19 protein-coding genes are annotated in these 23347 nt (G+C 68.5%); 5 read left to right on the forward strand and 14 right to left on the reverse strand.

Features of this window, described 5'->3' with window-relative positions; translation table 11 throughout:
* Positions 1–157: 157 nt before the first annotated feature.
* Positions 158–1159, reverse strand: a complete 1002-nt coding sequence (locus tag ACF8ML_RS04120; protein ID WP_392406357.1) for a FecR domain-containing protein — start codon at positions 1157–1159, stop codon at positions 158–160.
* A complete protein-coding gene (locus ACF8ML_RS04125) occupies positions 1156–1677 on the reverse strand; it encodes a sigma-70 family RNA polymerase sigma factor (protein WP_016445457.1) in 522 nt (173 codons plus the stop codon). The genes ACF8ML_RS04120 and ACF8ML_RS04125 overlap by 4 nt, the downstream gene beginning before the upstream one ends.
* A 968-nt stretch (positions 1678–2645) precedes the next feature.
* Between ACF8ML_RS04125 and groES the strand changes: the two genes are divergently transcribed.
* Complete coding sequence (gene groES / locus ACF8ML_RS04130; RefSeq protein ID WP_016445456.1) at positions 2646–2936, forward strand: co-chaperone GroES; 291 nt, start codon at positions 2646–2648, stop codon at positions 2934–2936.
* A 48-nt stretch (positions 2937–2984) separates the two neighbouring features.
* Positions 2985–4628: a chaperonin GroEL gene (gene groL, locus ACF8ML_RS04135; protein WP_016445455.1), complete on the forward strand. Its 1644-nt coding sequence runs from the start codon at positions 2985–2987 to the stop codon at positions 4626–4628.
* Between the two features lie 108 nt (positions 4629–4736).
* Here the strand turns inward: groL and ACF8ML_RS04140 are convergent, their stop codons facing one another.
* Complete coding sequence (locus tag ACF8ML_RS04140; protein ID WP_034364479.1) at positions 4737–6014, reverse strand: PLP-dependent aminotransferase family protein; 1278 nt, start codon at positions 6012–6014, stop codon at positions 4737–4739.
* Between the two features lie 123 nt (positions 6015–6137).
* On the reverse strand, positions 6138–7553 hold the full coding sequence (locus ACF8ML_RS04145) for a VOC family protein (RefSeq protein ID WP_017406079.1): 1416 nt from the start codon (positions 7551–7553) through the stop codon (positions 6138–6140).
* Between the two features lie 165 nt (positions 7554–7718).
* On the opposite strand from ACF8ML_RS04145, the gene ACF8ML_RS04150 reads away from it, so the two are divergent.
* On the forward strand, positions 7719–8639 hold the full coding sequence (locus tag ACF8ML_RS04150; RefSeq protein ID WP_012207461.1) for a LysR family transcriptional regulator: 921 nt from the start codon (positions 7719–7721) through the stop codon (positions 8637–8639).
* On the opposite strand, the gene ACF8ML_RS04155 is transcribed toward ACF8ML_RS04150, so the two are convergent.
* From ACF8ML_RS04155 to ACF8ML_RS04185, 7 genes are read right to left on the reverse strand one after another with little or no spacing between them, the layout of a single operon-like run.
* The gene (locus tag ACF8ML_RS04155) at positions 8614–9570 is read right to left on the reverse strand and encodes a CobW family GTP-binding protein (RefSeq protein WP_392406361.1); all 957 of its coding nucleotides are present in this window, start codon (positions 9568–9570) and stop codon (positions 8614–8616) included. The two genes, ACF8ML_RS04150 and ACF8ML_RS04155, sit on opposite strands and share 26 nt — an antisense overlap.
* Position 9571: 1 nt before the next feature.
* Complete coding sequence (locus ACF8ML_RS04160) at positions 9572–11236, reverse strand: amidohydrolase (RefSeq protein WP_392406363.1); 1665 nt, start codon at positions 11234–11236, stop codon at positions 9572–9574.
* Positions 11237–11255: 19 nt separating this feature from the next.
* Positions 11256–12278, reverse strand: coding sequence for an ABC transporter ATP-binding protein (locus tag ACF8ML_RS04165; protein WP_016450885.1), 1023 nt, complete (start codon positions 12276–12278; stop codon positions 11256–11258).
* Complete coding sequence (locus ACF8ML_RS04170) at positions 12275–13303, reverse strand: ABC transporter ATP-binding protein (protein ID WP_392406366.1); 1029 nt, start codon at positions 13301–13303, stop codon at positions 12275–12277. The genes ACF8ML_RS04165 and ACF8ML_RS04170 overlap by 4 nt, the downstream gene beginning before the upstream one ends.
* Complete coding sequence (locus ACF8ML_RS04175) at positions 13303–14211, reverse strand: ABC transporter permease (RefSeq protein ID WP_043790046.1); 909 nt, start codon at positions 14209–14211, stop codon at positions 13303–13305. Before ACF8ML_RS04175 ends, ACF8ML_RS04170 begins: the two co-directional genes overlap by 1 nt.
* A gap of 4 nt (positions 14212–14215) precedes the next feature.
* A complete protein-coding gene (locus ACF8ML_RS04180) occupies positions 14216–15193 on the reverse strand; it encodes an ABC transporter permease (protein WP_012207467.1) in 978 nt (325 codons plus the stop codon).
* Between the two features lie 17 nt (positions 15194–15210).
* Complete coding sequence (locus ACF8ML_RS04185; protein WP_392406369.1) at positions 15211–16812, reverse strand: ABC transporter substrate-binding protein; 1602 nt, start codon at positions 16810–16812, stop codon at positions 15211–15213.
* A gap of 242 nt (positions 16813–17054) precedes the next feature.
* Here ACF8ML_RS04185 and ACF8ML_RS04190 point away from each other — a divergent pair, with 242 nt between their 5' ends.
* Positions 17055–18566: a PLP-dependent aminotransferase family protein gene (locus ACF8ML_RS04190; protein ID WP_392406370.1), complete on the forward strand. Its 1512-nt coding sequence runs from the start codon at positions 17055–17057 to the stop codon at positions 18564–18566.
* Positions 18567–18584: 18 nt separating this feature from the next.
* Here the strand turns inward: ACF8ML_RS04190 and ACF8ML_RS04195 are convergent, their stop codons facing one another.
* The 3 genes from ACF8ML_RS04195 to tal all read right to left on the reverse strand — a co-directional run bounded on the left by ACF8ML_RS04195 (position 18585) and on the right by tal (position 22293).
* Positions 18585–19484 carry a transporter substrate-binding domain-containing protein gene (locus tag ACF8ML_RS04195; RefSeq protein WP_047326428.1) on the reverse strand — a complete coding sequence of 300 codons (900 nt, stop codon included), beginning with the start codon at positions 19482–19484 and terminating at the stop codon, positions 18585–18587.
* Positions 19485–19715: 231 nt separating this feature from the next.
* Positions 19716–21335 carry a glucose-6-phosphate isomerase gene (gene pgi, locus ACF8ML_RS04200; protein ID WP_046240748.1) on the reverse strand — a complete coding sequence of 540 codons (1620 nt, stop codon included), beginning with the start codon at positions 21333–21335 and terminating at the stop codon, positions 19716–19718.
* Positions 21336–21339: 4 nt separating this feature from the next.
* Complete coding sequence (tal, locus tag ACF8ML_RS04205) at positions 21340–22293, reverse strand: transaldolase (protein WP_267178088.1); 954 nt, start codon at positions 22291–22293, stop codon at positions 21340–21342.
* Between the two features lie 208 nt (positions 22294–22501).
* Between tal and ACF8ML_RS04210 the strand changes: the two genes are divergently transcribed.
* On the forward strand, positions 22502–23347 hold the full coding sequence (locus ACF8ML_RS04210; protein ID WP_016448717.1) for a MurR/RpiR family transcriptional regulator: 846 nt from the start codon (positions 22502–22504) through the stop codon (positions 23345–23347).

The raw sequence follows: 23347 nt of genomic DNA on the forward strand, positions 1-23347 counted from the left end.
TCGTGTGGCGCGAAAAGTCGGGTGATGGCCCATGGTGTGCGTGTCCCTCGGTCCTGGATGGTTGGCAATGGAATGCGGGCGCAGGAAAAAGCGCTTCATCTCCATTGCCCCGCGAGACGCGAAAAGCGATCAGCCAGGATCGACAAGAGCCAGGAAATCAGGCCGGCTCGACCACCACCCAGTAGCGCGTGGCCGTGCGCAGGCGCACCGGCAGGGTGGCCAGCAGCATGGCCAGCACCTGGTCGGTGTCGGCCAGCGGATAGGTGCCGCTGACGGGCAGCTGCGCCACGGCGCCATCGCAGCCCAGGTGGCCGGGCCGGTAGCGCGACAGCTGGTCCAGGAACTCGGCCAGCGGCATGTCCTGGGCCACCAGCATGCCGCGCGTCCAGGCTGCCAGGGCCGGATCGGCGGGCCCGGCCGGCGTGGTGGCCTGAGCGTCGAACTGCGCCTGCTGGCCTGTTTGCAGCAGATGGAGGTGGCCGGGCCGTTCGCGGGGCGCGATCTCCGTGGCGCCTTCAAAGACCGCAACCCGGCTGGGCCCCTGGCCGCGCTGGCGCACGACGAAGCGCGTGCCCAGGGCACGTATGCGGCCATGGCGGGTTTCGACGAGCAAGGGCGGCGCACTATCCTTCAGGCCCTGGGCCGTGGCCACCTCGATGTCGCCGCCGCGCAGGCGCACCAGGCGCTGCTGCGGGCTGAAATCCAGGTCGACCGCGCTGTCGGCATTCATCTGCAGCTGGGTGCCGTCCGGCAGGCGCAGGCTGCGCCGCCGGGCCGTGCCCGTGCGCAGGTCCGCCCCCAGGCCGGCCAGCCAGTCGCCCGAGGATGCCGGACCTCTCCATGCCACGGCACCGGCACCCGCGCCCGTGAACAGCAGCACGGCCAGGCTGCGCACCGCCAAGCGCCGCCCGCGCCCGCGTGCCGTGCGCGCGGCCTGGGCCAGGGCCACGCTGGCCGGCGTACCGGACAGCGGCTGCAGGCGTGCGCCCATGGCCTCTATGCGCAGCCAGGCGCGCTCATGGTCGGGATGGGATTCGCGCCAGTGCTGCAGGCGCTGCACCAGCATCTCGCGCGTGCCGGCGCTGTGATCATCGGACTGCAGCTCCACCAGCCATTCGGCGGCCTGCTCGCGCACCGCAAGAGGAATGGGCAGGCTCATGCGCCGTCGTCGTCCAGAAAGCAGACTTGCACCACGGCCCGCGCGATATGGCGGCGCACGGTGGGCACGGAAAGGCCCAGTTCAGCCGCGATGTCGGCCTGCCTCATGCCGTCGATCTGCGACAGCAAAAAGGCCTGGCGCACGGGCAGTGGGAGCAGGGCCAGCAGGCGGTCCACCTCGACCAGGGTCTGCAGCACGATGGCGCGGTGCTCGGGGGACTGGGCCACGGCCTCGGGCATGAGGGCCAGGGCGTCCAGATAGGCCTGCTCCACGCAGCGCTTGCGGTAGAGGTTGGCGGCCAGACCCTGGGCAATGGTCATCAGCAGGGCACGCGGTTCGCGAATGGCCTGGATCTCGGCGCCGCTACGGCCCAGCAGGCGCACATAGGTGTCCTGGGTCAGATCGGCCGCATCAAAGGCATTGCCCAGGCGCTTGCGCAGCCAGCCCAGCAGCCAGCCGTGGTGGTCGGAGTAGAGAGTGGCGACATCGGGAACAAGGGCGCGGTCGGCGGCGGGCATGGGAAAGCGGCACGAGTGAAGCAGGAGGAAAGGCACCGGGGCAATATGCAGCGGCAAACAAGAATGCTTCTTATTTTCATTGTATCCAAATCCTACATCGTCATTGCACCAACCTGCGCACCAACGCCTGAGTGCGGACGCTCGGCGCGAGCACCATCGTGGGCTGATTCCACCTTCGTTGAAACCAGTCGGAGCGACGGCATTGAGTCGACCGGAATCAGCGGTGCAGCGCGAAATGGGGCCTTCGAGGCGAAGCACGGCGCACCGAAGAATCGACTGGCCACTTCCAAACGGTGAAGCGGTCGTCCGACAATGGAAGCCTTCAACGGCCGGTGTTGGTCGTCCCTGTCACTCTCGCTTTGCACAGTGAAGGGCGTAGATCAGCCTGAGGCCATCGTTAGAAAGTCTGCAGTTGCCAACTGCTCCGCAGCGATTGCTGCTGCTCACGGCCACCTCGTGACCTATCAGTTGCAGCCACATGGTGGTCATCCAAGCTTCAGGGCTGGCGGCATCGCCAGATGCTTCGCTCCTCATCCGCGCCTGATCAAGGACAGTCACTCTGCACGGCTGGCTGATCTTGGGTGCGCTCAGCACCACGGCCAGCGCGCCTTCGATGCGACGTCAGGTCACAGCCCGCAAGGCTGCATGGTGATTCAGCGACAGCCTTTCGCCGGAAGTTCTGTGTGCTCCTGCAGGCCGCGCTTCGCCGCTGGCCAGCGCGGGCGCGCCCCGAAAAACTAAAGATCAGTGGCGGAAAAGCTAATGTGTAGTGGCGTTCCGCACTCCGCGCCGGATGTGCCGTCTTGCGGCACATCCGGCCCTACCCCTTGAAACCTGGCCGAATTGCCTTATTATTAGCACTCGTTGGGTATGAGTGCTAACAATCCTCTGTCCCACATTGCTTCGAATGCCGGCCCGCCGGGCCGGCAAGTCTTTGTTTCAACTTTGTTGATGATTTAGGAGTTGGTATGAACCTGCGTCCCCTGCACGATCGCGTGATCGTCAAGCGCCTCGAAAACGAAACCAAGACGGCTTCGGGCATCGTGATCCCCGACAACGCCGCCGAGAAGCCCGACCAGGGCGAAGTGCTGGCAGTGGGTCCCGGCAAGAAGAACGACAAGGGTGAAGTGATCGCCCTGAACGTGAAGGTCGGCGACCGCGTTCTGTTCGGCAAGTACAGCGGCCAGACCGTCAAGGTCCATGGCGACGAACTGCTGGTGATGAAGGAAGACGACCTGTTCGCGGTCGTCGAAAAGTAATCCACGCGCTTCGAAACCGCACTTTCCAACTGAATCCGGAGAATTGAAATGGCAGCAAAAGACGTAGTTTTCGGCGGCGAAGCACGCGCCCGCATGGTTGAAGGCGTGAACATCCTGGCCAACGCGGTCAAGGTCACGCTGGGCCCCAAGGGCCGCAACGTGGTGTTGGAGCGCTCCTTCGGCGCCCCCACCGTGACCAAGGACGGCGTGTCGGTCGCCAAGGAAGTGGAACTCAAGGACAAGCTGCAGAACATGGGCGCCCAGCTCGTGAAGGAAGTGGCCTCCAAGACCAACGACATCGCCGGTGACGGCACGACCACCGCCACCGTGCTGGCACAGGCCATCGTCCGCGAAGGCATCAAGTACGTGGCCGCCGGCCTGAACCCCATGGACCTCAAGCGCGGCATCGACAAGGCTGTCGCCGCCCTGGTGGAAGAGCTGAAGAAGCAATCCAAGGCCACCACCACCTCCAAGGAAATCGCCCAGGTCGGCTCGATCTCCGCCAACTCCGACGAATCCGTGGGCAGCATCATTGCCGAAGCCATGGACAAGGTCGGCAAGGAAGGCGTGATCACCGTTGAAGAAGGCAAGTCGCTGGCCAACGAACTCGACGTCGTCGAGGGCATGCAGTTCGACCGCGGCTACCTGTCGCCCTACTTCATCAACAACCCCGAAAAGCAGGTTGCCCTGCTGGACAACCCCTTCGTGCTGCTGTTCGACAAGAAGATCAGCAACATCCGCGACCTGCTGCCCACGCTGGAAGCCGTGGCAAAGGCCGGCCGTCCCCTGCTGATCATTGCAGAAGACGTCGAAGGCGAAGCCCTGGCAACGCTGGTGGTCAACACCATCCGCGGCATCCTGAAGGTTGTGGCTGTCAAGGCTCCTGGCTTCGGCGACCGCCGCAAGGCCATGCTGGAAGACATCGCCATCCTGACGGGCGGCAAGGTCATCGCTGAAGAAGTGGGCCTGGCGCTGGACAAGGTGACCCTGGAAGACCTGGGCCAGGCAGTGCGCATCGAAATCGGCAAGGAAAACACCACCATCATCGACGGTGCTGGCCAAGCTGCTGAAATCGAAGCCCGCGTCAAGCAGATCCGCATCCAGATCGAAGAAGCCACCAGCGACTACGACCGCGAAAAGCTGCAAGAGCGCGTGGCCAAGCTGGCCGGCGGCGTGGCCGTGATCAAGGTCGGCGCTGCCACCGAAGTCGAGATGAAGGAAAAGAAGGCCCGCGTTGAAGACGCCCTGCACGCTACCCGCGCTGCTGTGGAAGAAGGCATCGTGGCCGGCGGCGGCGTGGCTCTGCTGCGTGCCAAGCAAGCCGTGGGCGAACTGAAGACCGGCGACGCCGAGCAGGACGCCGGCATCAAGCTGATCATGAAGGCCATCGAAGCGCCCCTGCGCGAAATCGTGGCCAACGCCGGTGGCGAGCCCTCGGTGGTGGTCAACGCCGTGCTGAACGGCTCGGGCAACTACGGCTTCAACGCCGCCAACGACACCTACGGCGACATGCTGGAAATGGGTATCCTGGACCCGACCAAGGTGACGCGTACGGCCCTGCAGAATGCCGCTTCCGTGGCATCGCTGCTGCTGACGACCGAAGCCATGATCGCCGAGTCCCCCAAGGCTGAAGGCGCCCCCGCCATGCCCGACATGGGCGGCATGGGTGGCATGGGCGGCATGGGCATGTAATTGCCCGCCGCAACCGGGCAGGCCTTGCGCCATGCCCGGTTTGCCCCGCAAGAAAAAGGCCGCCCTCGGGCGGCCTTTTTCATTGCATGAACGCTGTTGCCGATGTCCTCAGGACACGGCCTGGCCCCAGGCCCGGCCCAGGCGCGCCACGGCCTCGGTGATCTGGGGCACGGTGGGCGCCGCATACGACAGGCGCATGCACAGGCCGGCCTGCTGCGCCGCCTCGGCCGGGAAGAAGGCCTTGCCTGGCACATAGAGCACGCCCTGCTCCACAGCGGCCGTGAACAGCGCCCGGGCCAGGGCCTCGGGCTCGCCCGCATGCCGTTGTGGCGGCAGCAGCTGCGCCCAGACGAACATGCCGCCCGCAGGCCGCACGAAGCGGATCTGCTCGCCCAGGGCCGACTGCATACCCGAGCACAGCGCATCCATGCGCGCCGCGTACTCGGCGCAGGCCTGGGCCAGCTGGGGTGCATAGCGGCCCGAGCGCAGATAGTGCGCGGCGATCATCTGCGCCAGCGGCGAGGTGCACAGGTCGGCCGTCTGCTTGGCGATGGTGCAGCGGCGCAGCAATTGGGCGTCGGCCAGCATCCAGCCGATGCGCAGCGCCGGTGCCACGGTCTTGGACAGGCTGGACAGGTAGACCACGGGGTTGGACTGGGCGCCGCACTGCGCCAGGCCTGTTTCGTAGATCGACGGCTCGCGCTGGCCGGTAAAGCGCAGCTCGCCATAGGGATCGTCCTCGACGATGGCAAAGCCGTGCTGGCGCGCCAGCGCCACCAGGGCCTCGCGCCGCGCCGCGGGCAGCAGCGTGCCGCCCGGGTTGGAGAAGTTGGGCACGGTGTAGAGCAGCTTGGGGCGGCGCGCATGGGGCCACTGCGCCAGCAGGCTGGCCAGGGCACCGGTGTCCAGGCCGTGTTCATCCGTGGGCACGGCCACGACCTGTGCCTGGGCCAGCTTGAGCGTCTGCAGCGTGGCCGGGTAGGCGGGCACCTCGACCAGCACCGGATCGCCAGGCTCCACCAGCACCTTGACCAGCAGGTCGAAGGCCTGTTGCGAGCCCGTGGTCACGATCATGTCGGCCGGCGTGCAGGCAATGCCGCGCGTGGCGCACAGCGCGGCCAGGGCTTCGCGCAGCGGCAGCTGGCCTTCGCTGGCGCCGTACTGCAGGCTGGCGGCAGCGTCCTGCTGCAAAGCGGCCATCGCGGCCTGTTGCAGGCCTTCGGCATCGAACAGGCTGGGCGAGGGATAGCCGCCCGCCAGCGAGAGCATGCCGGGGCGGCTCAGATAGGGAAACAGCTCGCGTATGGGCGAGCCTTCGGGATGTGCGAACAGCGGGTTGAACAGATGGGCGGTGGGCGACTGAATGCCCAGGTCTGCAGTGCTCATGAAGGCCTCTTGCGGCTTTGCAAAAAACAAAGGGGCGCGTGCACAGGCCTGGCGCCTGCGCATGCGCCCCGGGAAAGGGGATACAGGGTGGATGCCGGCCAAAGCCGGCATCCAGGCAGCCGGTCAGGCCACAGCCTGGGCGGCCTGGGTGCGCAGCGCGCTGCGCAGCTGGTCGATGGATCGCTGCTGCGCCTGCTCGTACAGCGCGATCTCGTCATGCACGCGCGCACCCAGGTCGGCCTCGAAGGCCTGCTGGGCCGCATGGGCCGCATACTGCTTTTGCTCTTCGCCGCCCAGGTTGGACTGGAAGATGCCGGCCGCGCTCACGGGCAGGAAGTCCTCGTAGACGATGGGCTCGGCCTGGGCCAGGCCACGGGCGATCAGGGCGTCCAGGTCCGAGGCGGCGGCCGCTGCGGCCTCGCCTGCGGCCAGGGCGGCTCCCTCATCGCTCAGCGTGAAGCGGTAGAAGGCCAGGTCCTGGCGGCGCAGTTGCTCATGGGTGTCGGGGAAAGCCTCGAAGACCTGGGCCAGCCGGCTGCCGTAGTCGGGTGCGGCACTGCCCGCGCTGCCCATGTCGCGCACCTGGGCCAGCAACTGGTCGTAGAGCGCGCGGCCCTTGCGCGTGAGCGCAACGCCGCGCTGCTCGATCTCGCCGAAGCGCGCCGTGTGCGAGCCTGCGCCCGTGGCATCGCCGGCAAAACGCACGGTCTCCTTGAGCGCCTTGAAGCTGGTCTGGCGCAGCAGGATGGGGCAGGCGCGGCGCGGCGGGCCTTCGACCACGTCCTTGGCGTCCATGCCGCGTGCGGGCATGGCGGCCTGGGCCGCGTCGATGTCCAGGGTGCGCGGCGTCAGGTGGTTGATGTGCGGGCCCTTGAAGCAGACCACGTCGGCGATCAGGCGGTGGGCCTTGTGCAGCGCGTCATAGGTGGCGCCGTCCACGGTGGATTCGCTGTGCCAGCGGAAGGTCTCCAGCGCCTCGCCGACGAATTCATCGGCCTCGGCATCGGTGAGGCCGCCGTTGGCCTCGGACTGGGCGATCAGTGCCAGCGCGCGCTCGGTGAAGATGTTGCGGCGCGCCAGGATGGCGGCGGCCTGGGCGCGCAGCGCCTCGTCGGCGATCAGGTCCAGGCGCAGCAGCGAGGTGAAGACGCGGAAAGGGTTGGCCAGCAGCGCGGCATCGCTGACGGGACGGAAGGCCGTGGAGTGCACGGGCACGCCGGCCACCGACAGGTCGTAGTAGCCCACGGGCTCCATGCCCATGATGGCGAACAGGCGGCGCAGCATGGACAGCTCGGCGGCCGTGCCCACGCGGATGGCGCCGTGGCGCTCCACGCCCAGGCGGGCCAGCTCGCCACTGCGCTGCATCCGGGCCAGCAGCTCAGGCTCGGCCTGCAGGGTGCGCTGGTTGATGTCGGCCACGAGTTCGATCAGCGTGCCGTACTGGGGCACTTCATCGCGGTACATCTCGGACATGGCGCTGGAAAAGCGCGCGCGGATCTCGTCGGAAGGCACGAAGGCGTTGGCGGACGTAGAGGACATGGTGCTCGTGGGGACTGATGGTGGGGCCGCAGATCAGCCTGCGGCATGGTGAATTCCTGGCATGCATGCTAGGTCTGCGCCTTGAGCCTGGTCAAACGATAATCGGGCCCATAGGTCATTCCCAAACAGAATGCCCCTCCCACGATTGCCCCACCGCTCCCTGCCATGCTGCTGTCCCGCCGTTTCCTGCCCCCCATGTCCCTGCTGTGCGCCTTCGAGGCGGCGGCCCGGCACCAGAGCTTCACGGCAGCTGCGGCCGAGCTGCACCTGACGCAAAGCGCCGTCAGCCGCCAGATCCGAGCGCTGGAGGAGCGGCTGGAGGCAGAACTCTTTGTGCGCGAGCGCCAGACCGTGCGCCTGAGCCCGGCCGGCCAGGCCTATGCGCAGGAAATCCGGGGCGCGCTGATGCGCATCTCCACGGCCACGCTGGGCTTTCGGGCCAACCCGCGCGGCGGCAGCCTGAACCTGGCCATCCTCCCCACCTTCGGCACGCGCTGGCTGGCGCCGCGCCTGCCGCAGTTCTTCAGCGCCCACCCGGGCATCACCATCAACCTGACGACGCGGCTGTCCCAGTTCGACTTCCAGCTCGAAGCCGTGGACGCCGCCATCCATTTCGGCCTGCCGCACTGGCCGGGCGCCGAGCTGGCCTTTCTGATGAGCGAGACCGTGGTGCCTGCCTGCAGCCCCGCCCTGCTGGCCCAGCATGGCTTTGCCCAGCCCCAGGACCTGCTGCAGGCGCCGCTGCTGCACCTGGCCTCGCGCCCCGATGCCTGGCAGCGCTGGCTGTCCGTGCACCATGCGCCCATGGCCGAGGGCCAGGGCATGCTGTTCGACCAGTTCGCCACCGCCGCCCAGGCCGCCATCGCCGGCGTGGGCGTGGCCTTGCTGCCGCGTTTTCTGATCGAGCGGGAACTGGCCCAGGGCGATCTGGTGCGTGCCCTGCCCCATCTGCCCGAGATGGAAAGCGCCGAGCGCTACTACCTGGCCTGGCCCACGAGCCGCGGCAACTACCCGCCGCTGCAAAGCCTGCGCGAGTGGCTGCAGCAGGCAGCCCAGGATTTCATGCGGGACGGCCCGCAGCCCTGACGCCTGCAGCGCCTGCCACCAGCGCCTGCAGCGCGGCCACCGGCAACTGCCCGGCCAGGCCGATGGCCACGATGGCGGGCACCTGCTGCTGCGCGGGCGCTGATGCGGCACGCAGCCGGCCGCTGCGCCCGGCAAATTGAAGCTCGCTCCACTGGCCCGCCCCGGTCTGCACCACGCCCTTGAGCCGCAGCACGCCAGCCGGCATGGCCTGCAGCCACGCCTGCAGGGCCGTCTCGGACAGCACCCCGGGCGGCTGGCAGGACCAGGTCTCGAACTGCCGGCCATGCAGGGGGCGCGCAGTGCCAGTACCCCATGAGACCTCCCGCGCACCACGCAGCAGGGCTGCGCCGCTGAGCAGCTCCACGGGCACCCGGGCTTCGCGCACATCGCAGCGTTGCGCGGCTGGCGCGTGGCTGGCTATCCAGCCGTGCACGCGCTCCAGGGTCCGGGTATCGGCCAGATCGGTCTTGTTGACGATGACCAGGTCGGCCCGGGCCACCTGGCGCTGCAGCGTGTCGGCCAGCAGCGGATCGGCGGCCTGCGAGAGCAAGGTGCCGGCATCCAGCACCACGATGACTCCATCGAGCGCCAGACCCGGATCGGCCAGGCCCAGTTGGGCAATGCGCCAGGGGTCGGAGACGCCGCTGGCCTCGACCACCACGGCGTCGAAGCGCTCGCGCTGCTGCAGCACGCCGATCAGGGCCATGGAGAGGTCATCGCCGATCTGGCAGCACACGCAGCCATTGGTCAGCGCGATGGTGTCGCCGCTGTGGGCCTTGATCAGGCCTGCATCGATGTTGAGCGCACCGAAGTCGTTGACCAGCACGGCCAGCCGCTGCCCATCCGCATGACGCAGCCAGTGGTTGAGCAGCGTGGTCTTGCCGGCGCCCAGGAAGCCGCCGATGACCGTGAACGGCAACCGCTGTCCCATGTCATGCCGCCTTGAAGACGCGCCCCGACAGCACCGTGCCCCAGACCCTGAGGTCCTTGAGCACCATGGGGTCCAGGGACAGCGGATCGTCCTCCAGCACGCAGAAGTCGGCGCGCTTGCCGCATTCGATGCTGCCGATCTCGTGGTCCAGCTTCAGTGTCCAGGCCGCGCCCAGCGTGACGGCATGCAGGGCCTGGGCCACGGTCAGGCGCTCGGCCGCGCCCAGCACGCGGCCCTTGGGCGTGAGCCGGTGGACCGCGCACCAGGCGGTGAACAGCGGCCCCAGCGGCGTGACGGGCGCATCCGAGTGAATGGCCAGCGGCACACCGGCAGACAGCGCGCTGGCGCAGGCATCGAGCCGCATGGCCCGGTCCGGCCCCATGGTCATCTCGTAGTGCTGGTCGCCCCAGTACCAGAGGTGGTTGGCGAACAGGTTGGCGCACAGGCCCAGCGCCGCCATGCGGCGAAACAGCGGCGCATCGATCATCTGGCCATGCTGCAGCGTATGGCGATGGTCGGGCCGGGGGGCGCGGGCCAGCACGCGGCCTATGGCGTCGATGGCGGCTTCGCTGGCCTCGTCGCCATTGGTGTGCGTATGAATGAGCAGGCCCGCGCGGTGGTAGGTCTCGAAATCGGCCTCGTACTGCGCGGGCGCGGTGACCCAGATGCCGTTGGGCGCGCCGTTGTAGTGACCGGGCCAGCGCAGGCGGGCCGAAAAGCCCTGGATGGAGCCGTCCAGCATCATCTTGACCAGGCCGTAGCGCAGCCGGTCGGTGTTGCGCGCCATGAGCGCGCGCACATGCCCGGCACCGGCCTCGGCGCCATGCGTGCCGTGAAAAGCCTGGAAGGCCGGCAGGATGCGGATGGGCACCTGGTCATCGGCCAGCGCGGCCTCCAGCACGCGGCAGTCCTGCTCGCCCAGCCTGTTGACCAGGTCGGTGGCCGTGGTCACACCCTGGCGGCAGGCCAGGCGCGCAAAGGAGCGCACGCCGGCCTCGGTCATGGGCGCCAGCAGGCCGGCGTTGCCGATCTTGCGCAGCACCAGGAACATGGCGGCCGGCTCCTGCAGCTCACCCGTGGGCTCTCCGGCCAGGGCGTGGCCGGGCGCAAAGCGCACCACGCCCTCGACCTCGTTGTCACGCGTGATCTCGGCCAGGCGCAGCATGGCGCTGTTGACGTTCATCAAATGGCCGTTGGCGTGCGAGATCACGACGGGACGGCCTGCGGCGGCCCGGTCCAGGTGCTCCACCGTCATGCGCTCGCCGCCAAAGTAGATGGGATCGAACCCCCAGGCGATCAGCGGCTGCCCAGGCGGCAGGCCCTGCGCATCCATGCGCGACGCCACCTCGGCCAGGCGGTCCACCACGGCATCCATGGAGCGCAGGCCGGGCCAGGTCTTGCCATCGGGGTCGCGCCGGTCGAACCAGCCCGTGTATGTCCAGTCCCACATGCTGCCTTCCTTGAGGTGGCAGTGGCCCTCCACCAGGCCGGGCAGCAGCACCTGGTCGGCGAAGCGCTCGTCGATGCGGCATTCGCCCCAGGCCGTGCAGCGCGCAAGGTCCCCGACCGCGAGGATGCGCCCGTCGCGCACGGCCACGTGCGTGGCCTCGGGCTGCATGGGGTTCATGGTGATGATCTTGCGGGCGGCGTAGACGGTGATGCTCATGGTGGCGGTTGCTTCGGGTTCAAAGGGCCAGCGGCGCGCGCGGCACGCCATCGATGTGGTCCACGCGGATGCAGCGCACCCAATGGCCGGGGGCGGCTTCGCGCAGCGGTGGCGCCTCGGCCGAGCACGCAGGCACGGCCACGGGGCAGCGCCCGGCGAAGCGGCAGCCCGCGGGCGGGTCGATGGGACTGGGCGGATCGCCGGCCAGCCGGATGCGCCGCGCCGCGCGCTCACGCCCGCCGCGCACCGTGGGCACGGCCGACATCAGGGCCACGCTGTAGGGGTGCAGCGGCCGCGCGAAGAAGGCCTGGCGCGGTGCGCGCTCCACGATCTGGCCCAGGTACATGACGGCGATGTCGTCGCAGATGTGCTCGACCACGGCCATGTCGTGCGAGATGAACAGGTAGCTCAGGCCCAGCTCGCGCTGCAGGCGCGCCAGCAGGTTGAGGATCTGGGCGCGGATGGCGATGTCCAGCGCCGACACGGGCTCGTCGCAGACCACCAGTTCGGGCCGCGTGGCCAGGGCGCGCGCGATGTTGATGCGCTGGCGCTGGCCGCCCGAGAACTGGTGCGGGAACAGCTGGCGCTGTTCGGGCCGCAGGCCGACCTGGGTGAACAGCTCGGCCACGCGCGCCTCGCGCTCGGCCGGCGTGCCCACGTCCATCAGGTCCAGCGGAGCGCGCACCGCATCGCCCGCGCGCTGTCGCGGATTCAGCGAGGAGAACGGGTCCTGGAACACGATCTGCATGCGCCGCCTCGCCTGGCGCAGGGCCTCGCCCGACAGGCCGCCCAGGTCGGTATCGCCCAGCTGCATGCGGCCCGCCGTCACGGGCGCCAGGCGCATCACGGCCAGCGCCGTGGTCGTCTTGCCCGAGCCCGACTCGCCCACCACGGCCAGCGTGCTGCCGCGCCGCAGGCTGAAGGACACGCCGTCCACGGCCTTGACCACCTCGGGCCTGCCGAACAGGCCCTTGCCCGGGCGCGGAAAGTGGACCTGGAGATCGTCCACCTGCAAGAGGGTATCGTCCATGCGTGCGTTCATGCCAGGGCCTCCGTATGGGCTCGGATGCGGGAAGCGGGAGCGTGCAGCCAGCAGGCCACGCCGTGGGATGGATCATCCAGCGCGACCAGCGGCGGCGCCTCGCTGGCGCAGCGCGGCTGGGCCTCGCGGCAGCGCGCACGAAAGGCGCAGCCGCTGCCCAACTCCCAGATCGAGGGCACGACGCCGGGGATCTCGGGCAGCTCGGTGCGCCCGCCTGACTGGCTGCTGCCCAGCTCGGGCAGGCAGGCGATCAGGCCGCGCGTGTACGGATGGGCGGGCGCTGAAAGCACCTGCTCGCAGCGGCCCTGCTCGATCACACGGCCCGCATACATGACCATGACACGGTCAGCCATCTCGGCCACGGCTCCCATGTCGTGCGTGATCAGCACGATGGCCGTGCCCTTGTCGCGCTGCAGCTCGCGCAGCAGGTCGAAGATCTGCGCCTGCACGGTCACGTCCAGCGCCGTGGTGGGCTCGTCGGCGATCAGGATGTCGGGCCGGCAGGCCAGGGCCATGGCGATCATCACGCGCTGGCGCATGCCGCCCGACAGCTGGTGCGGGTACTCGTGCACGCGCCGCTCGGGCGCGGGGATGCCGACCTGCCGGAGCATCTCCACCGCGCGCTGGCGCGCGGCGGCCGCGTCCAGGCCAGCGTGCAGGCGCAGCGGCTCGGCGATCTGCTCGCCCACGGTGAGCACCGGGTTCAGCGAGGTCATCGGCTCCTGGAAGATCATGGAGATGCGGTTGCCGCGCACCTGGCGCATATGGGCCTCGCCGGCGGCCACCAGGTCCTCGCCCTGGAAGCGCACCTGCCCGCCCGTGATGCGGCCCGGAGGCGAGGGAATGAGGCGCAGCAGCGCCAGCGCCGTCATGCTCTTGCCGCAGCCGGATTCGCCGACCACGCACAGGGTCTCGCCCGCGCGCAGATGGAAATCCACGCCGTTGAGCACCGTGGCCTGGCCGCGCCGGCCCTGGAAGGCCACGCGCAGGCCGCTGACTTGCAGCAGGGGGGTATCGGTGTCCATCAGCGCTCCCTCAGCTTGGGGTTGAGTGCATCGTTGAGGCCGTCGCCGATCAGGCTGACGGCCAGCACGGTGACGAAGATGGCAGCACCAGGAAAGGCCACGGCCCACCAGCACGACAGCAGGTACTGGCGGGCCGACCCGATCATCAGGCCCCAGCTCATCTGGTTGGGGTCCCCCAGGCCCAGGAAGGACAGGCCGGCCTCGAACAGGATGGCGGCGCCCACGGCCAGCGTGGCCGACACCACCAGCGGCGGCAGCGCATTGGGCAGGATCACCTTCCAGATGATGCGGCCGTGGCGCGCGCCGATGGCGCTCTCCGCGCGCACGAATTCAAGCTGGCGGATGCGCATGAACTCGGCCCGCGTCAACCGCGCCGTGGCCGGCCAGCTGACGCTGCCGATGGCCAGCGTGACCGTCACCAGCGAGGGCGAGAACAGCGTGACCACCACCATGGCGAACAGCAGCGCAGGCAGCACCTGGAAGAACTCGGTCACGCGCATCAGCAGCGCATCGACGCGGCCGCCGTAGTAGCCGGCCATCGCCCCCAGCGTCACGCCGATGCACACCGACAGCAAAGCCGCGAAGGCGCCCACCATCAGCGTGGCGCGGCCGCCGTGGATGATGCCCGTGAGCACGTCGCGCCCCAGCTGATCGCTGCCCAGCCAGGCCTCCTCGCTGAACGGCGGGCTCAGCGGCATGGTGCGGATCTCGAACGGGTCCGCAGGCCAGATCCAGGGGCCGGCAATGGCCACCAGCAGCACGATGAGCAGCATGGCCATGCCGGCAATGGCCGAGGGGTTGCGCAGGAACATGCGCAGCGCCTCACGGGCCGGGTGCTCGGCATGGGCTGCGGCCTGCGGCGCGGCGACGCTCGGCACGGACACGGAAGGTGGTGTGATGGCATTCATGGTCTCAGGCCGCCTTGATGCGGGGATCGATCAGCCGGTAGCACAGGTCGGTGACGAGGTTCATCACGACCACGACGATGGAGGAGAACAGCAGCACGCCCAGGATGGTCGGGTAGTCGCGCCGCAGCACCGAGTCGAAGGCCAGCCGGCCCAGGCCCGGCCAGTTGAAGACCGTCTCCACGATGATGGCGCCGGCCATGACGTTGCCGAACTGCAGGCCCAGCATGGTCACCACGGGCAGCAGCGCGTTGCGCAGCGCATGGCGGTAGAGCACCACATGCTCGGCCAGCCCCTTGGCGCGCGCCGTGCGGATGTAGTCGGCGCCCAGCACGTCCAGCATGGACGAGCGCGACAGCCGGCTGTACTGCGCCAGGTAGACCAGGGCCAGTGTCAGCGCAGGCAGCACCAGGTGCCGGGCCACGTCCAGCAGGTCGGCAAGGCCCGCGCCGCCTGCGGCATCGGCCGAGCGCATGCCCGACACCGGCAGCACGGGCCACCAGGAGGCAAACGCCAGCACCAGCAGCATGCCGGTCCAGAACACGGGCGCCGCAAAGCCCACCAGGGACAGCACGGTGATGCACTGCGACAGCAGACCGTTGGGCCGGCGCGAGGACAGCACGCCCAGCAGCGTGCCCACCACGAAGGCCGTGAGCACGGCGGCCAGCACCAGCAGCAAGGTGGCGGGCACGCGCTCGGCAATCATCTGCGCCACCGGCAGGTTGAAGAAGTAGGAGTAGCCCAGATCACCACTGGCCACGCGCGCCAGGTAGATGCCCAGCTGCACGGGCAGCGGCCGGTCCAGCCCGTAGCGTGTGCGCAGCTCGGCCATGAGCTCGGGCTCCATGCCGCCGCTGGCGCCGGCAATGGTCTCCACGGGATCGCCGGGCGCCGCATGCACCAGCATGAAGTTCAGCACCACCACGGCCAGCACCAGCGCCAGGCCCTGCAGCAGCCGCTTGAGGAGTGTGCGAAGAAAAGCCATGGACTGCACCTCCCCGACTACTTCAGAAAGATCTCGTCATAGGGCGAGGCCGGCCCCCAGACCGTGGTCGGCAGGTTGCCCACGTTCTTGCGCGCAGCCGTGTGGTAGGGCGAGTTGTTGATGAAGATCACCGGCAGCTCGTCCGTCACGGTCTTCTGGAAGGCCGCATAGAGCTTCTTGCGCTCGGCCGCATCCAGCGTGCCGCTGGCCGTGTTCAGCAGCTCGTCCACCTTGGGATTGCGGTAGGACTGGGTGTTGGTCCAGACCACGGGCTTGATGTTGGTGGACAGGTAGCTGCGGTGCACGCCGATGACCGGGTCGCCCCAGTTGAAGACGATGTCCATGGACAGGTCGAAGTCATGCGTGGCCAGCCGCCGGGACCAGGCCGGGAAATCGGCCGAGGCCCTTACATCGACGGCGATGCCCACCTTCTTGAGCTGGGCGCGCACGTACTCGGCCACGTTCTTTTGCTGCTCGTCCGTGCCCGGCAGGTAGTCGATGCTGATCTTGAAGCGCTCGCCATTGGCCCCGGGCTTGAGGCCGGCCTCGTCCAGCAGGGCCGCCGACTTCTTGAGGTCCAGCGGATAGCGCACCAGGTCGGCCGAGGCAAAGGGGCTGGCCGCCACGATGGGGCCGTCGGCCACGGTGGCGAAGCCGCCCATCAGCGCCTTGGTGATGAAGTTCTTGTCGATGGCATGCGCAATGGCCTTGCGCACGCGCACATCGTCCAGCGGCTTCCTGTCGGTGTTGATGGCCAGCCAGTTGATCGAGCCTATGCCCTCGAAGCCCTGGCCGGTCAACGTGATCTGGGGATTGGTGGACAGGCGCTTCAGGTCGATGGAGGCCTGCAGGTAGGGCACCATCTGCACGTCGCCGCGCTCCAGGCTCAGCAGCAGGCTGGAGGAGTCGGGCACGATGTTGAAGACCAGCTTGTCCAGGTAGGGGCGGCCGGGCAGGAAGAACTTGTCGAAGCGCTCCATCACGATGCGCTGGCCCGCGCGGAACTCGGTCAGCTTGAACGGCCCCGAGCCCACCACGTCGGCGCTGTTGCGCGCATGGGTCTTGAGGTCGGCACCATCGCCATAGATGTGCTTGGGCAGTATGGGCGCCAGCGCCGGGCTCATGGCCAGCAGGATGGCCGGATGCGGCGCGCTCATGCGGATGATGGCCGTGTAGGGGTCGGGCGTGTCCACCTTCTCCACGGGTCCCAGCATGGTCTGGAACGGATGGTTGGCCTTGATGGCCATGATGGAGAAGGCCACGTCGGCCGAGGTGATGGGCTTGCCGTCATGGAACACGGCATTCCTGCGCAGGTTCAGGGTCAGCGACTTGCCGTCCTCGGCCAGCTTCCAGGACTCGGCCAGGTAGGGCTGGGGCTTCCACTGGTCATCGAAGCGCAGCGGGCTGGCGAACAGCTGGGTGGAAGGCATGGCCGTGGCAATGCCCGATTGCACGGCGCCGTTCAGGTGCCGTGGCACCTGGGTGCTGCCCACGATCAGGGTGCCGCCGCGCTGCGGCTCCTGGGCCTGGGCCTGCAGCGGCGTGGCCGCCAGGCCCGCCAGCGCGCCGGCCAGGGCCAGGGCCGCCAGGGCGCGGCGTCGGAAAGTGATGGTGTGCATGGACTGTCTCCCTCGTTGGATCGCCAGGCCGCGCGGCTCGCTGCCTTCAATCCAGAATACGCAACAAGGGCGCGGGCCGCGGGGGCCACAGCCGTCCAAACGTAGGAGCCAGAGGCCCGGTGTTTACCCGCGTCGGCCGGCCCAAACCTTTACTTGCCCGCACCCGCACCGCAACATGGCGCCGACCGCGCGCCCTCTGCCCGGCCGCGCCAAGAACGCCCCCCGATTGCCTCCGTTGCGCCATGAGCACCCCTTCCGCCACAGACCCACGCCACCAGTGGGCCCGCCTGTTCGCGCTGCCCGAGCAGCCCGGCCTTCCCCTGAAGGACCGCCTGCGCCTGGCCCTGGTCCAGCCCATCCTCGAAGGCCGCCTGCCGCCCGGCGCGGCCATGCCGCCCTCGCGCGAGCTGTCGCGCCTGCTGGAGGTGTCGCGCAATACCGTGACCACGGTCTACGAGCAGCTCGTGGATGAAGGCTTTCTGGAAGCCCGCCCGCGCAGCGGCGTGTTCGTGGCCCGGGATTCGCGCCTGGCTGGTGTGGATGGCGCCGTGGCCCTGCCTGCGGCAAGTCCCGGGGAGCCCGCACCGGACTGGTCTGCACGCGTGCTGCGCTCGCTGACGGACAGGCACACGCTGTCCAAGCCGCTGCAGTGGCGCGAGTACCCCTACCCCTTCGTCTACGGCATGCACGATCCCGCGCTGTTTCCCACCGAAGGCTTCCGGGAATGCTGCACGCGCAGCCTGGCGCGCGCCCAGCTGCCGCAGTGGACGCCGGACTTCGAGACCGACGACGTGCCCGACCTGATCGAGCAGATCCGCCTGCGCCTGCTGCCCCGGCGCGGCGTGTTCGCGCTCAAGGAAGAGATCCTGGTCACCGTGGGCGCGCAGCAGGCCTTCTACCTGCTGGCCGACGCGCTGCTGGACCCCTCGCAGCGCCTGGGCTTCGAGGAGCCCGGCCACCCGCATGCGCGCAACACCTTTTCGCTGCGCCGCCCGCACTGGGTGCCCGTGGCCGTGGACGAGGAAGGCGTGGTGGTCGAGGGCCTGCCGCCGCTGGACTATCTGTTCGTCACGCCCTCGCACCAGAGCCCCACCACCGTGACGCTGAGCCTGCAGCGGCGCGAGCAACTGCTGCGCCGCGCCGAGCAGGGCGATTTCGTGATCATCGAGGACGACTACGAGGCCGAGAACCTCTACCAGGGCACGCCCATGCCCGCGCTCAAGAGCCTGGACAAGGGCGGGCGCGTGATCTATGTGGGGTCGCTGTCCAAGAGCCTGTCGCCCGCGCTGCGGCTGGGCTATATCGTCGCGCCGCGCGCGCTGATCGACGAGTTGCGCGTGCTGCGCCATGCCATGGTGCGCCACCCCAGCGCCTTTCTGCAGCACGCCTATGCGCTGTTCCTGTCGCTGGGCCACCATGAGGCCCATGCGCGCCGCGTGAACCAGGCCATGCTGGAACGCGTGGCGCAGGTGGACCGCTCGCTGCGCGCACACCTGCCGGATTTCATCTTCCGCCAGCCCCAGGGAGGCGCATCGCTGTGGGTGCAGGCGCCGGCCTGGCTGGACGCCGATGCGCTGGCCGCCGTGGCGCGCCGCCACGGCGTGCTGATCGAGGCAGGCAGCGCGTTCTTTGCGACGCCGCGCCAGCCCTGCCCCTTTTTCCGGCTGCGCCTGTCCTCCATTGCCACCGATCAGATCGATGCAGGCATTGCGGCACTGGCACAGGCGGTGGCCGAACTGGCCCGGTCGCGATGACCGGGTCCGGGCCCGTGGTCACTGCTGCGCGTAGGACTCCAGCGGCTTGTCGTTGGGCTTTTGCAGCAGCTGCTTGAGCATGTCGCTCATGGGCAGGTTCAACGGGGCATTCTTGGGCGGAATGGGCTGCACGAACCACTTGTCGTAGATCTTCGCCACTTCGCCCGAGGCCATCATGCCCACCAGCACGTCGTCCACGGCCTTCTTGAAGGCGGGATCGTCGCGGCGAAACAGGATGGCGATGGGTTCGGAGCCCAGCACCTCGCCCACGATCCTGAAGCCTGCAGGGTTCTTGGAGTTGGCGATGACGCCGGCCAGCAGGTTGTCGTCCAGCACGAAGGCATCGGCACGGCCCGATTCGAGCATCAGAAAGCTCTCGAAATGGTCCTTGCCCAGCGAGGTGGGCAGGTTCACGCCATTGTCGCGCCCGTACTTGCGCAGCAGCTGCACGGCAGTCGTGCCGGCCGAGGCCGCCACGGGCTTGCCGTCGAGCTGCTTGAAGGAGGTGATGCCCGAGTCGGCACGCACGGCCATGCGCACCTGGCTCACGTAGGTGGTCACGGCAAAGGCCACCTGCTTTTGGCGCGCGAGGTTGTTGGTGGTCGGGCCGCAGCCGATGTCCACGGTGCCGTTCTGCACCAGGGGCATGGTGTTCTGCGAGGTCAGGGCCATGTACTCGATCTTGGCCTTGGGCACGATCTGGGCCAGCACCTTCTCGCACAGCTCGACGTGGTAGCCCACGTACTTCTGCGTGGTCCCGAAGGCATAGGCCATGGGCGCCGAGCTTTCGCGCACGCCCATCACCACCTTGCCTGTGCTCTGGATCTTGTCCAGCGTGCCGGCCGCCTCCTGTGCATGGGCAGCGCCAGTTGCCGCCACCACACATGCCATCGCCACATGGGCCAGTACGAATCGCATCGAGGGTCTCCTTGGATAGTTGTTGCAGGTCCGAAGGCGCGCTGCGCCTCCACCCTGCCGAGCCGCCGTCACTGGCTGCATGCAAGCAGGGCCGCCGTCAAGGCGATTGCATCAACTATCGAGCAATCAGGCGCCTGTGCATAACGATGAAATGGAAGAAGGTCATGCTCCACCCACATGACCCGGCACCCTGCTGGTGCGCCGCGGGGGCCACAGGCCCGCAGCGCCCGGTCAGCCGGCCGACCCTGCCGCAAGCCGGTGCATGAGGCCCTGCGTCGAGGCATCGACGCCCTGCCAGTCGCCGCTGTCCTGGCGCGCATGCAGCTGGCGCGCCAGGTGCTTGCCCAGCTCCACGCCCCATTGGTCGAAGCTGTTGATGCCCCAGACCGCACCGGCCGAGAAGACACGGTGCTCGTACAGTGCGATCAGGGCACCCAGCGATGCCGGATCGAGCTGCTGCAGCAGCAGGAAGCTGCTGGGCCGGTTGCCCGCGCAATGGCGCTCCGCACCCTCGCCGTGGCGCCCCTCCATCAGGGCCTGGGCCTGGGCAATGGCGTTGACGACCAGGCTCTGGTGGTGGGCGCCCAGGTATTTGCCGCCGTCGCGCAGTGCGATGAATTCCACGGGAATCACGTCCTGGCCCTGGTGCAGCATCTGGAAGAAGGCATGCTGGCCATTGGTGCCGGGCTCGCCCCAGATCACGGGCGCCGTGCGCACGGGCAGTGTCTGCCCGTCGCGCGTCACGCCCTTGCCGTTGCTCTCCATCTCCAGCTGCTGCAGATAGGCGGTCAGCCGCCGCAGGCCATGGCTGTAGGGGGCAATGCAGCGGCTGGAGAAGCCGCAGAAATCGCGATACCAGACGTCCAGCAGGCCCAGGCGCAGCGGCAGGTTGCCCTCCACGCCGGAGGAAAAGAAATGCGCGTCCATGGCATGGGCGCCGTCCAGCAGCGCACGGAACTGCGCCGCCCCGATGGCGATGGCCACCGGCAGGCCGATGGCCGACCACAGCGAAAAACGCCCGCCCACCCAGTCCCAGAATCCCAGCGTGCGGCGGATGCCGAAGTCGGCTGCGGCCTGCACATTGGTGGTGAGCGCCACGAAGTGCCGGTCGATGGAGCACGCGGCCTGCGCATCCTCGCTGCCGCCCTGCTCCAGAAACCACCGGCGCGCCGAGTGCGCGTTGAGCATGGTCTCGGCCGTGGTGAAGGATTTGGAGGCGATCAGGAACAGCGTGCTGTGCGGGCGCACGCGGCGCAGCACATGGCCGAGCTCATGGCCATCGACGTTGGAGACGAAATGGAAATTCTTGCCCGCATCGACCCAGTCCTCCAGCGCATTGACCACCACTTCGGGGCCCAGGTGCGAGCCGCCGATGCCGATGTTCACGATGTCGGTGATGCCCTCGTCGCCACGCACCTGCTCGGCCAGGGCCAGCATGGCGTCCAGCGTCTCGTGCACCTGGGCCAGCGCCTCGTGCATGGCCGGCTGCCACTGCTGCACGGTGGCGCAGTGGCGCAGCTGGCCGCCGTCGCGCGGCATGCGCAGCAGCCAGTGCATGACGGCGCGGCCCTCGGTGCAGTTGACGGGCTCGCCGGCCAGCATGGCGTTGCGCTGGGCCAGCACGCCGGCCTGCTGCGCCAGCTCGCGCAGCAGCGTCTCGGTGGCTTCGGTCCAGAGGTTCTTGGACAGGTCGGCGAAGACATGCGGGGCCTGCTGGCTCAGCGCGTCCAGCCGGCCCGCGTCCGCGGCAAAGGCCTGGCGCAGATCCAGGGACCGGATGTCTTCGTTGAAATGGCGTTCAAGTGCCGACCAGGCCGGCAAGGTGTTGCACAAAACGGGCAAGATCTTCATCCAATCAGTCTGCGGCCTGCTGCATCAATGCTTCGAGCTTGCGGGTGTCGGCAGCGAAGGCGCGTATGCCTTCGGCCAGCTTCTCGGTGGCCATGGCGTCCTCGTTGAGGGCCAGGCGGAAACCGGCCTCGTCGTAGTGCACGGGATCAAGGGCCAGGGTCCGCGCGGCCTCGGGGTCCAGGGCGCGCGCCAGGGGCGCATCGCTGGCGCCCAGCTGGGCCAGCAGTTCGGGGGCGATGGTCAGCAGGTCGCAGCCCGCCAGCGCCACGATCTGGCCCGTGTTGCGAAAACTCGCGCCCATGACCTCGGTGGCGATGCCGAAGTGCTTGTAGTGCTCGTAGATGGCGCGCACGGAGCGCACGCCGGGATCGTTGGCGCCGGCCATGGCGGCCTCGTCCCACTGGGCGCCGGCCTGCTTCTTGTACCAGTCGTAGATGCGGCCCACGAAGGGCGAGATCAGCTGCACCTTGGCCTGGCCGCAGGCCACGGCCTGGCAGAACGAGAACAGCAGGGTGAGGTTGGTGTGGATGCCGCGCAGCTCCAGCTGGCGCGCCGCCTCGATGCCTTCCCAGGTGGAGGCGATCTTGATGAGCACGCGGTCGATGTGCACGCCTTCGGCCTGGTACAGCTCGATCAGGCGCTCGGCACGCGCCACGGTGGCCGAGGTATCGAACGACAGGCGCGCATCGACTTCGGTGGAGACGCGGCCCGGAATGGTGTTCAGGATCTCGCAGCCGAAGCGCACCAGCATGCGGTCCATGACCTCGTCGAGGCGGCGGCCCTTGTACTGGGCCACGGTGGCGCGCATCAGCGGCGCGTACTCGGGCTTTTGCACCGCCTTGAGGATGAGCGAGGGATTGGTGGTCGCATCCCGCGGCTGGAACTGGGCCAGTTGGTGGAAGTCGCCGGTATCGGCCACCACGGTCGTGTACTGTCGAAGCGCATCAAGCTGGTTCATGGAACATCCTTTGGGCGGGAGCCTGGCGAGGGGCGGCATCGCACCAGGGCGGTGCGGTTGTACCGGCAAATCCTCCGAGTGTATGCGCGCGCATGGATTGCATCGGCGTCAGGAAAGTAAGCGAAGGCTGCCGCTCATGCAAAATGCGCGCTGGACCTGCCTTGCGGCAACCGCTTCCCTTTACCCATAGAACAACGCCCACCGCCTAATGCTGGACCGCATCACCGCCTCGCTGCCCTCGCTTGCTCCCGCCGAACAACGCGTGGCCCGCCTGGTGCTGGCCGATCCACGGGCCTTCGCACGGCAGCCGGTGCGCGAACTGGCCGAGCGTGCCCACGTCAGCAAGCCGACGGTGGTGCGCTTTTGCCGCAGCATGGGCTACGACGGCCTGGCCGACTTCAAGCTCAAGCTGGCCGGCAGCGTCAGCGAGGGCGTGCCCTTCATCCACCGCAGCGTGGACACCGACGACAAGACCAGCGACGTGATGGTCAAGGTGGTGGACAACGCCGTGGCCGCCTTCCTGCAATACCGCAATGCCGCCAGCACCACGGCCATAGAGCAGGCGGCGCAGGCCATCGCCTCGACCTGGCAGACGGGGCGGCGCATCGAGTTCTACGGCGCAGGCAATTCGGGCATCGTGGCGCAGGATGCACAGCACAAGTTCTTTCGCCTGGGCGTGACCAGCCTGGCCACCAGCGACGGCCACATGCAGGTGATGAGCGCCACCCTGCTGGGGCCCGGCGACTGCGCGGTGATCATTTCCAACTCGGGCCGCACGCGCGACCTGATGGACGCGGCCGACATCGCGCGCAAGAACGGCGCCACCACGATTGCCATCACCGCCAGCGGCTCGCCCCTGGCCTCGGCCTGCCACATCCATCTGGCCGCCGACCATCCCGAGGGCTACGACCGCTACAGCCCCATGGTGTCGCGCCTGCTGCACCTGCTGGTCATCGACGTGCTGGCCACCTGCGTGGCGCTGCGCATCGGCCCGGCCCTGCAGCCTGCGCTGGAGCAGATGAAGAACAACCTGCGGGCCAAGCGCTACACGTAG

The sequence above is a fragment of the Delftia sp. WSY_10 genome (genome assembly GCF_043104705.1).
Taxonomy (GTDB): Bacteria; Pseudomonadota; Gammaproteobacteria; order Burkholderiales; family Burkholderiaceae_C; genus Comamonas; species Comamonas tsuruhatensis.

Excerpts from the sequence above, each read along its gene's own strand:
- ACF8ML_RS04210 (WP_016448717.1), top strand. The coding sequence starts at position 22,502 with ATGCTGGACCGCATCACCGCCTCGCTGCCCTCGCTTGCTCCCGCCGAA.
- ACF8ML_RS04180 (WP_012207467.1), bottom strand. The coding sequence starts at position 15,193 with ATGGCTTTTCTTCGCACACTCCTCAAGCGGCTGCTGCAGGGCCTGGCG.
- ACF8ML_RS04160 (WP_392406363.1), bottom strand. The coding sequence starts at position 11,236 with ATGAGCATCACCGTCTACGCCGCCCGCAAGATCATCACCATGAACCCC.
- pgi (WP_046240748.1), bottom strand. The coding sequence starts at position 21,335 with ATGAAGATCTTGCCCGTTTTGTGCAACACCTTGCCGGCCTGGTCGGCA.
- groL (WP_016445455.1), top strand. The coding sequence starts at position 2,985 with ATGGCAGCAAAAGACGTAGTTTTCGGCGGCGAAGCACGCGCCCGCATG.
- ACF8ML_RS04195 (WP_047326428.1), bottom strand. The coding sequence starts at position 19,484 with ATGCGATTCGTACTGGCCCATGTGGCGATGGCATGTGTGGTGGCGGCA.
- ACF8ML_RS04155 (WP_392406361.1), bottom strand. The coding sequence starts at position 9,570 with ATGGGACAGCGGTTGCCGTTCACGGTCATCGGCGGCTTCCTGGGCGCC.
- ACF8ML_RS04145 (WP_017406079.1), bottom strand. The coding sequence starts at position 7,553 with ATGTCCTCTACGTCCGCCAACGCCTTCGTGCCTTCCGACGAGATCCGC.
- ACF8ML_RS04150 (WP_012207461.1), top strand. The coding sequence starts at position 7,719 with ATGCTGCTGTCCCGCCGTTTCCTGCCCCCCATGTCCCTGCTGTGCGCC.
- ACF8ML_RS04140 (WP_034364479.1), bottom strand. The coding sequence starts at position 6,014 with ATGAGCACTGCAGACCTGGGCATTCAGTCGCCCACCGCCCATCTGTTC.
- tal (WP_267178088.1), bottom strand. The coding sequence starts at position 22,293 with ATGAACCAGCTTGATGCGCTTCGACAGTACACGACCGTGGTGGCCGAT.
- ACF8ML_RS04190 (WP_392406370.1), top strand. The coding sequence starts at position 17,055 with ATGAGCACCCCTTCCGCCACAGACCCACGCCACCAGTGGGCCCGCCTG.
- ACF8ML_RS04170 (WP_392406366.1), bottom strand. The coding sequence starts at position 13,303 with ATGGACACCGATACCCCCCTGCTGCAAGTCAGCGGCCTGCGCGTGGCC.
- ACF8ML_RS04165 (WP_016450885.1), bottom strand. The coding sequence starts at position 12,278 with ATGAACGCACGCATGGACGATACCCTCTTGCAGGTGGACGATCTCCAG.
- ACF8ML_RS04175 (WP_043790046.1), bottom strand. The coding sequence starts at position 14,211 with ATGAATGCCATCACACCACCTTCCGTGTCCGTGCCGAGCGTCGCCGCG.
- ACF8ML_RS04120 (WP_392406357.1), bottom strand. The coding sequence starts at position 1,159 with ATGAGCCTGCCCATTCCTCTTGCGGTGCGCGAGCAGGCCGCCGAATGG.
- groES (WP_016445456.1), top strand. The coding sequence starts at position 2,646 with ATGAACCTGCGTCCCCTGCACGATCGCGTGATCGTCAAGCGCCTCGAA.
- ACF8ML_RS04185 (WP_392406369.1), bottom strand. The coding sequence starts at position 16,812 with ATGCACACCATCACTTTCCGACGCCGCGCCCTGGCGGCCCTGGCCCTG.
- ACF8ML_RS04125 (WP_016445457.1), bottom strand. The coding sequence starts at position 1,677 with ATGCCCGCCGCCGACCGCGCCCTTGTTCCCGATGTCGCCACTCTCTAC.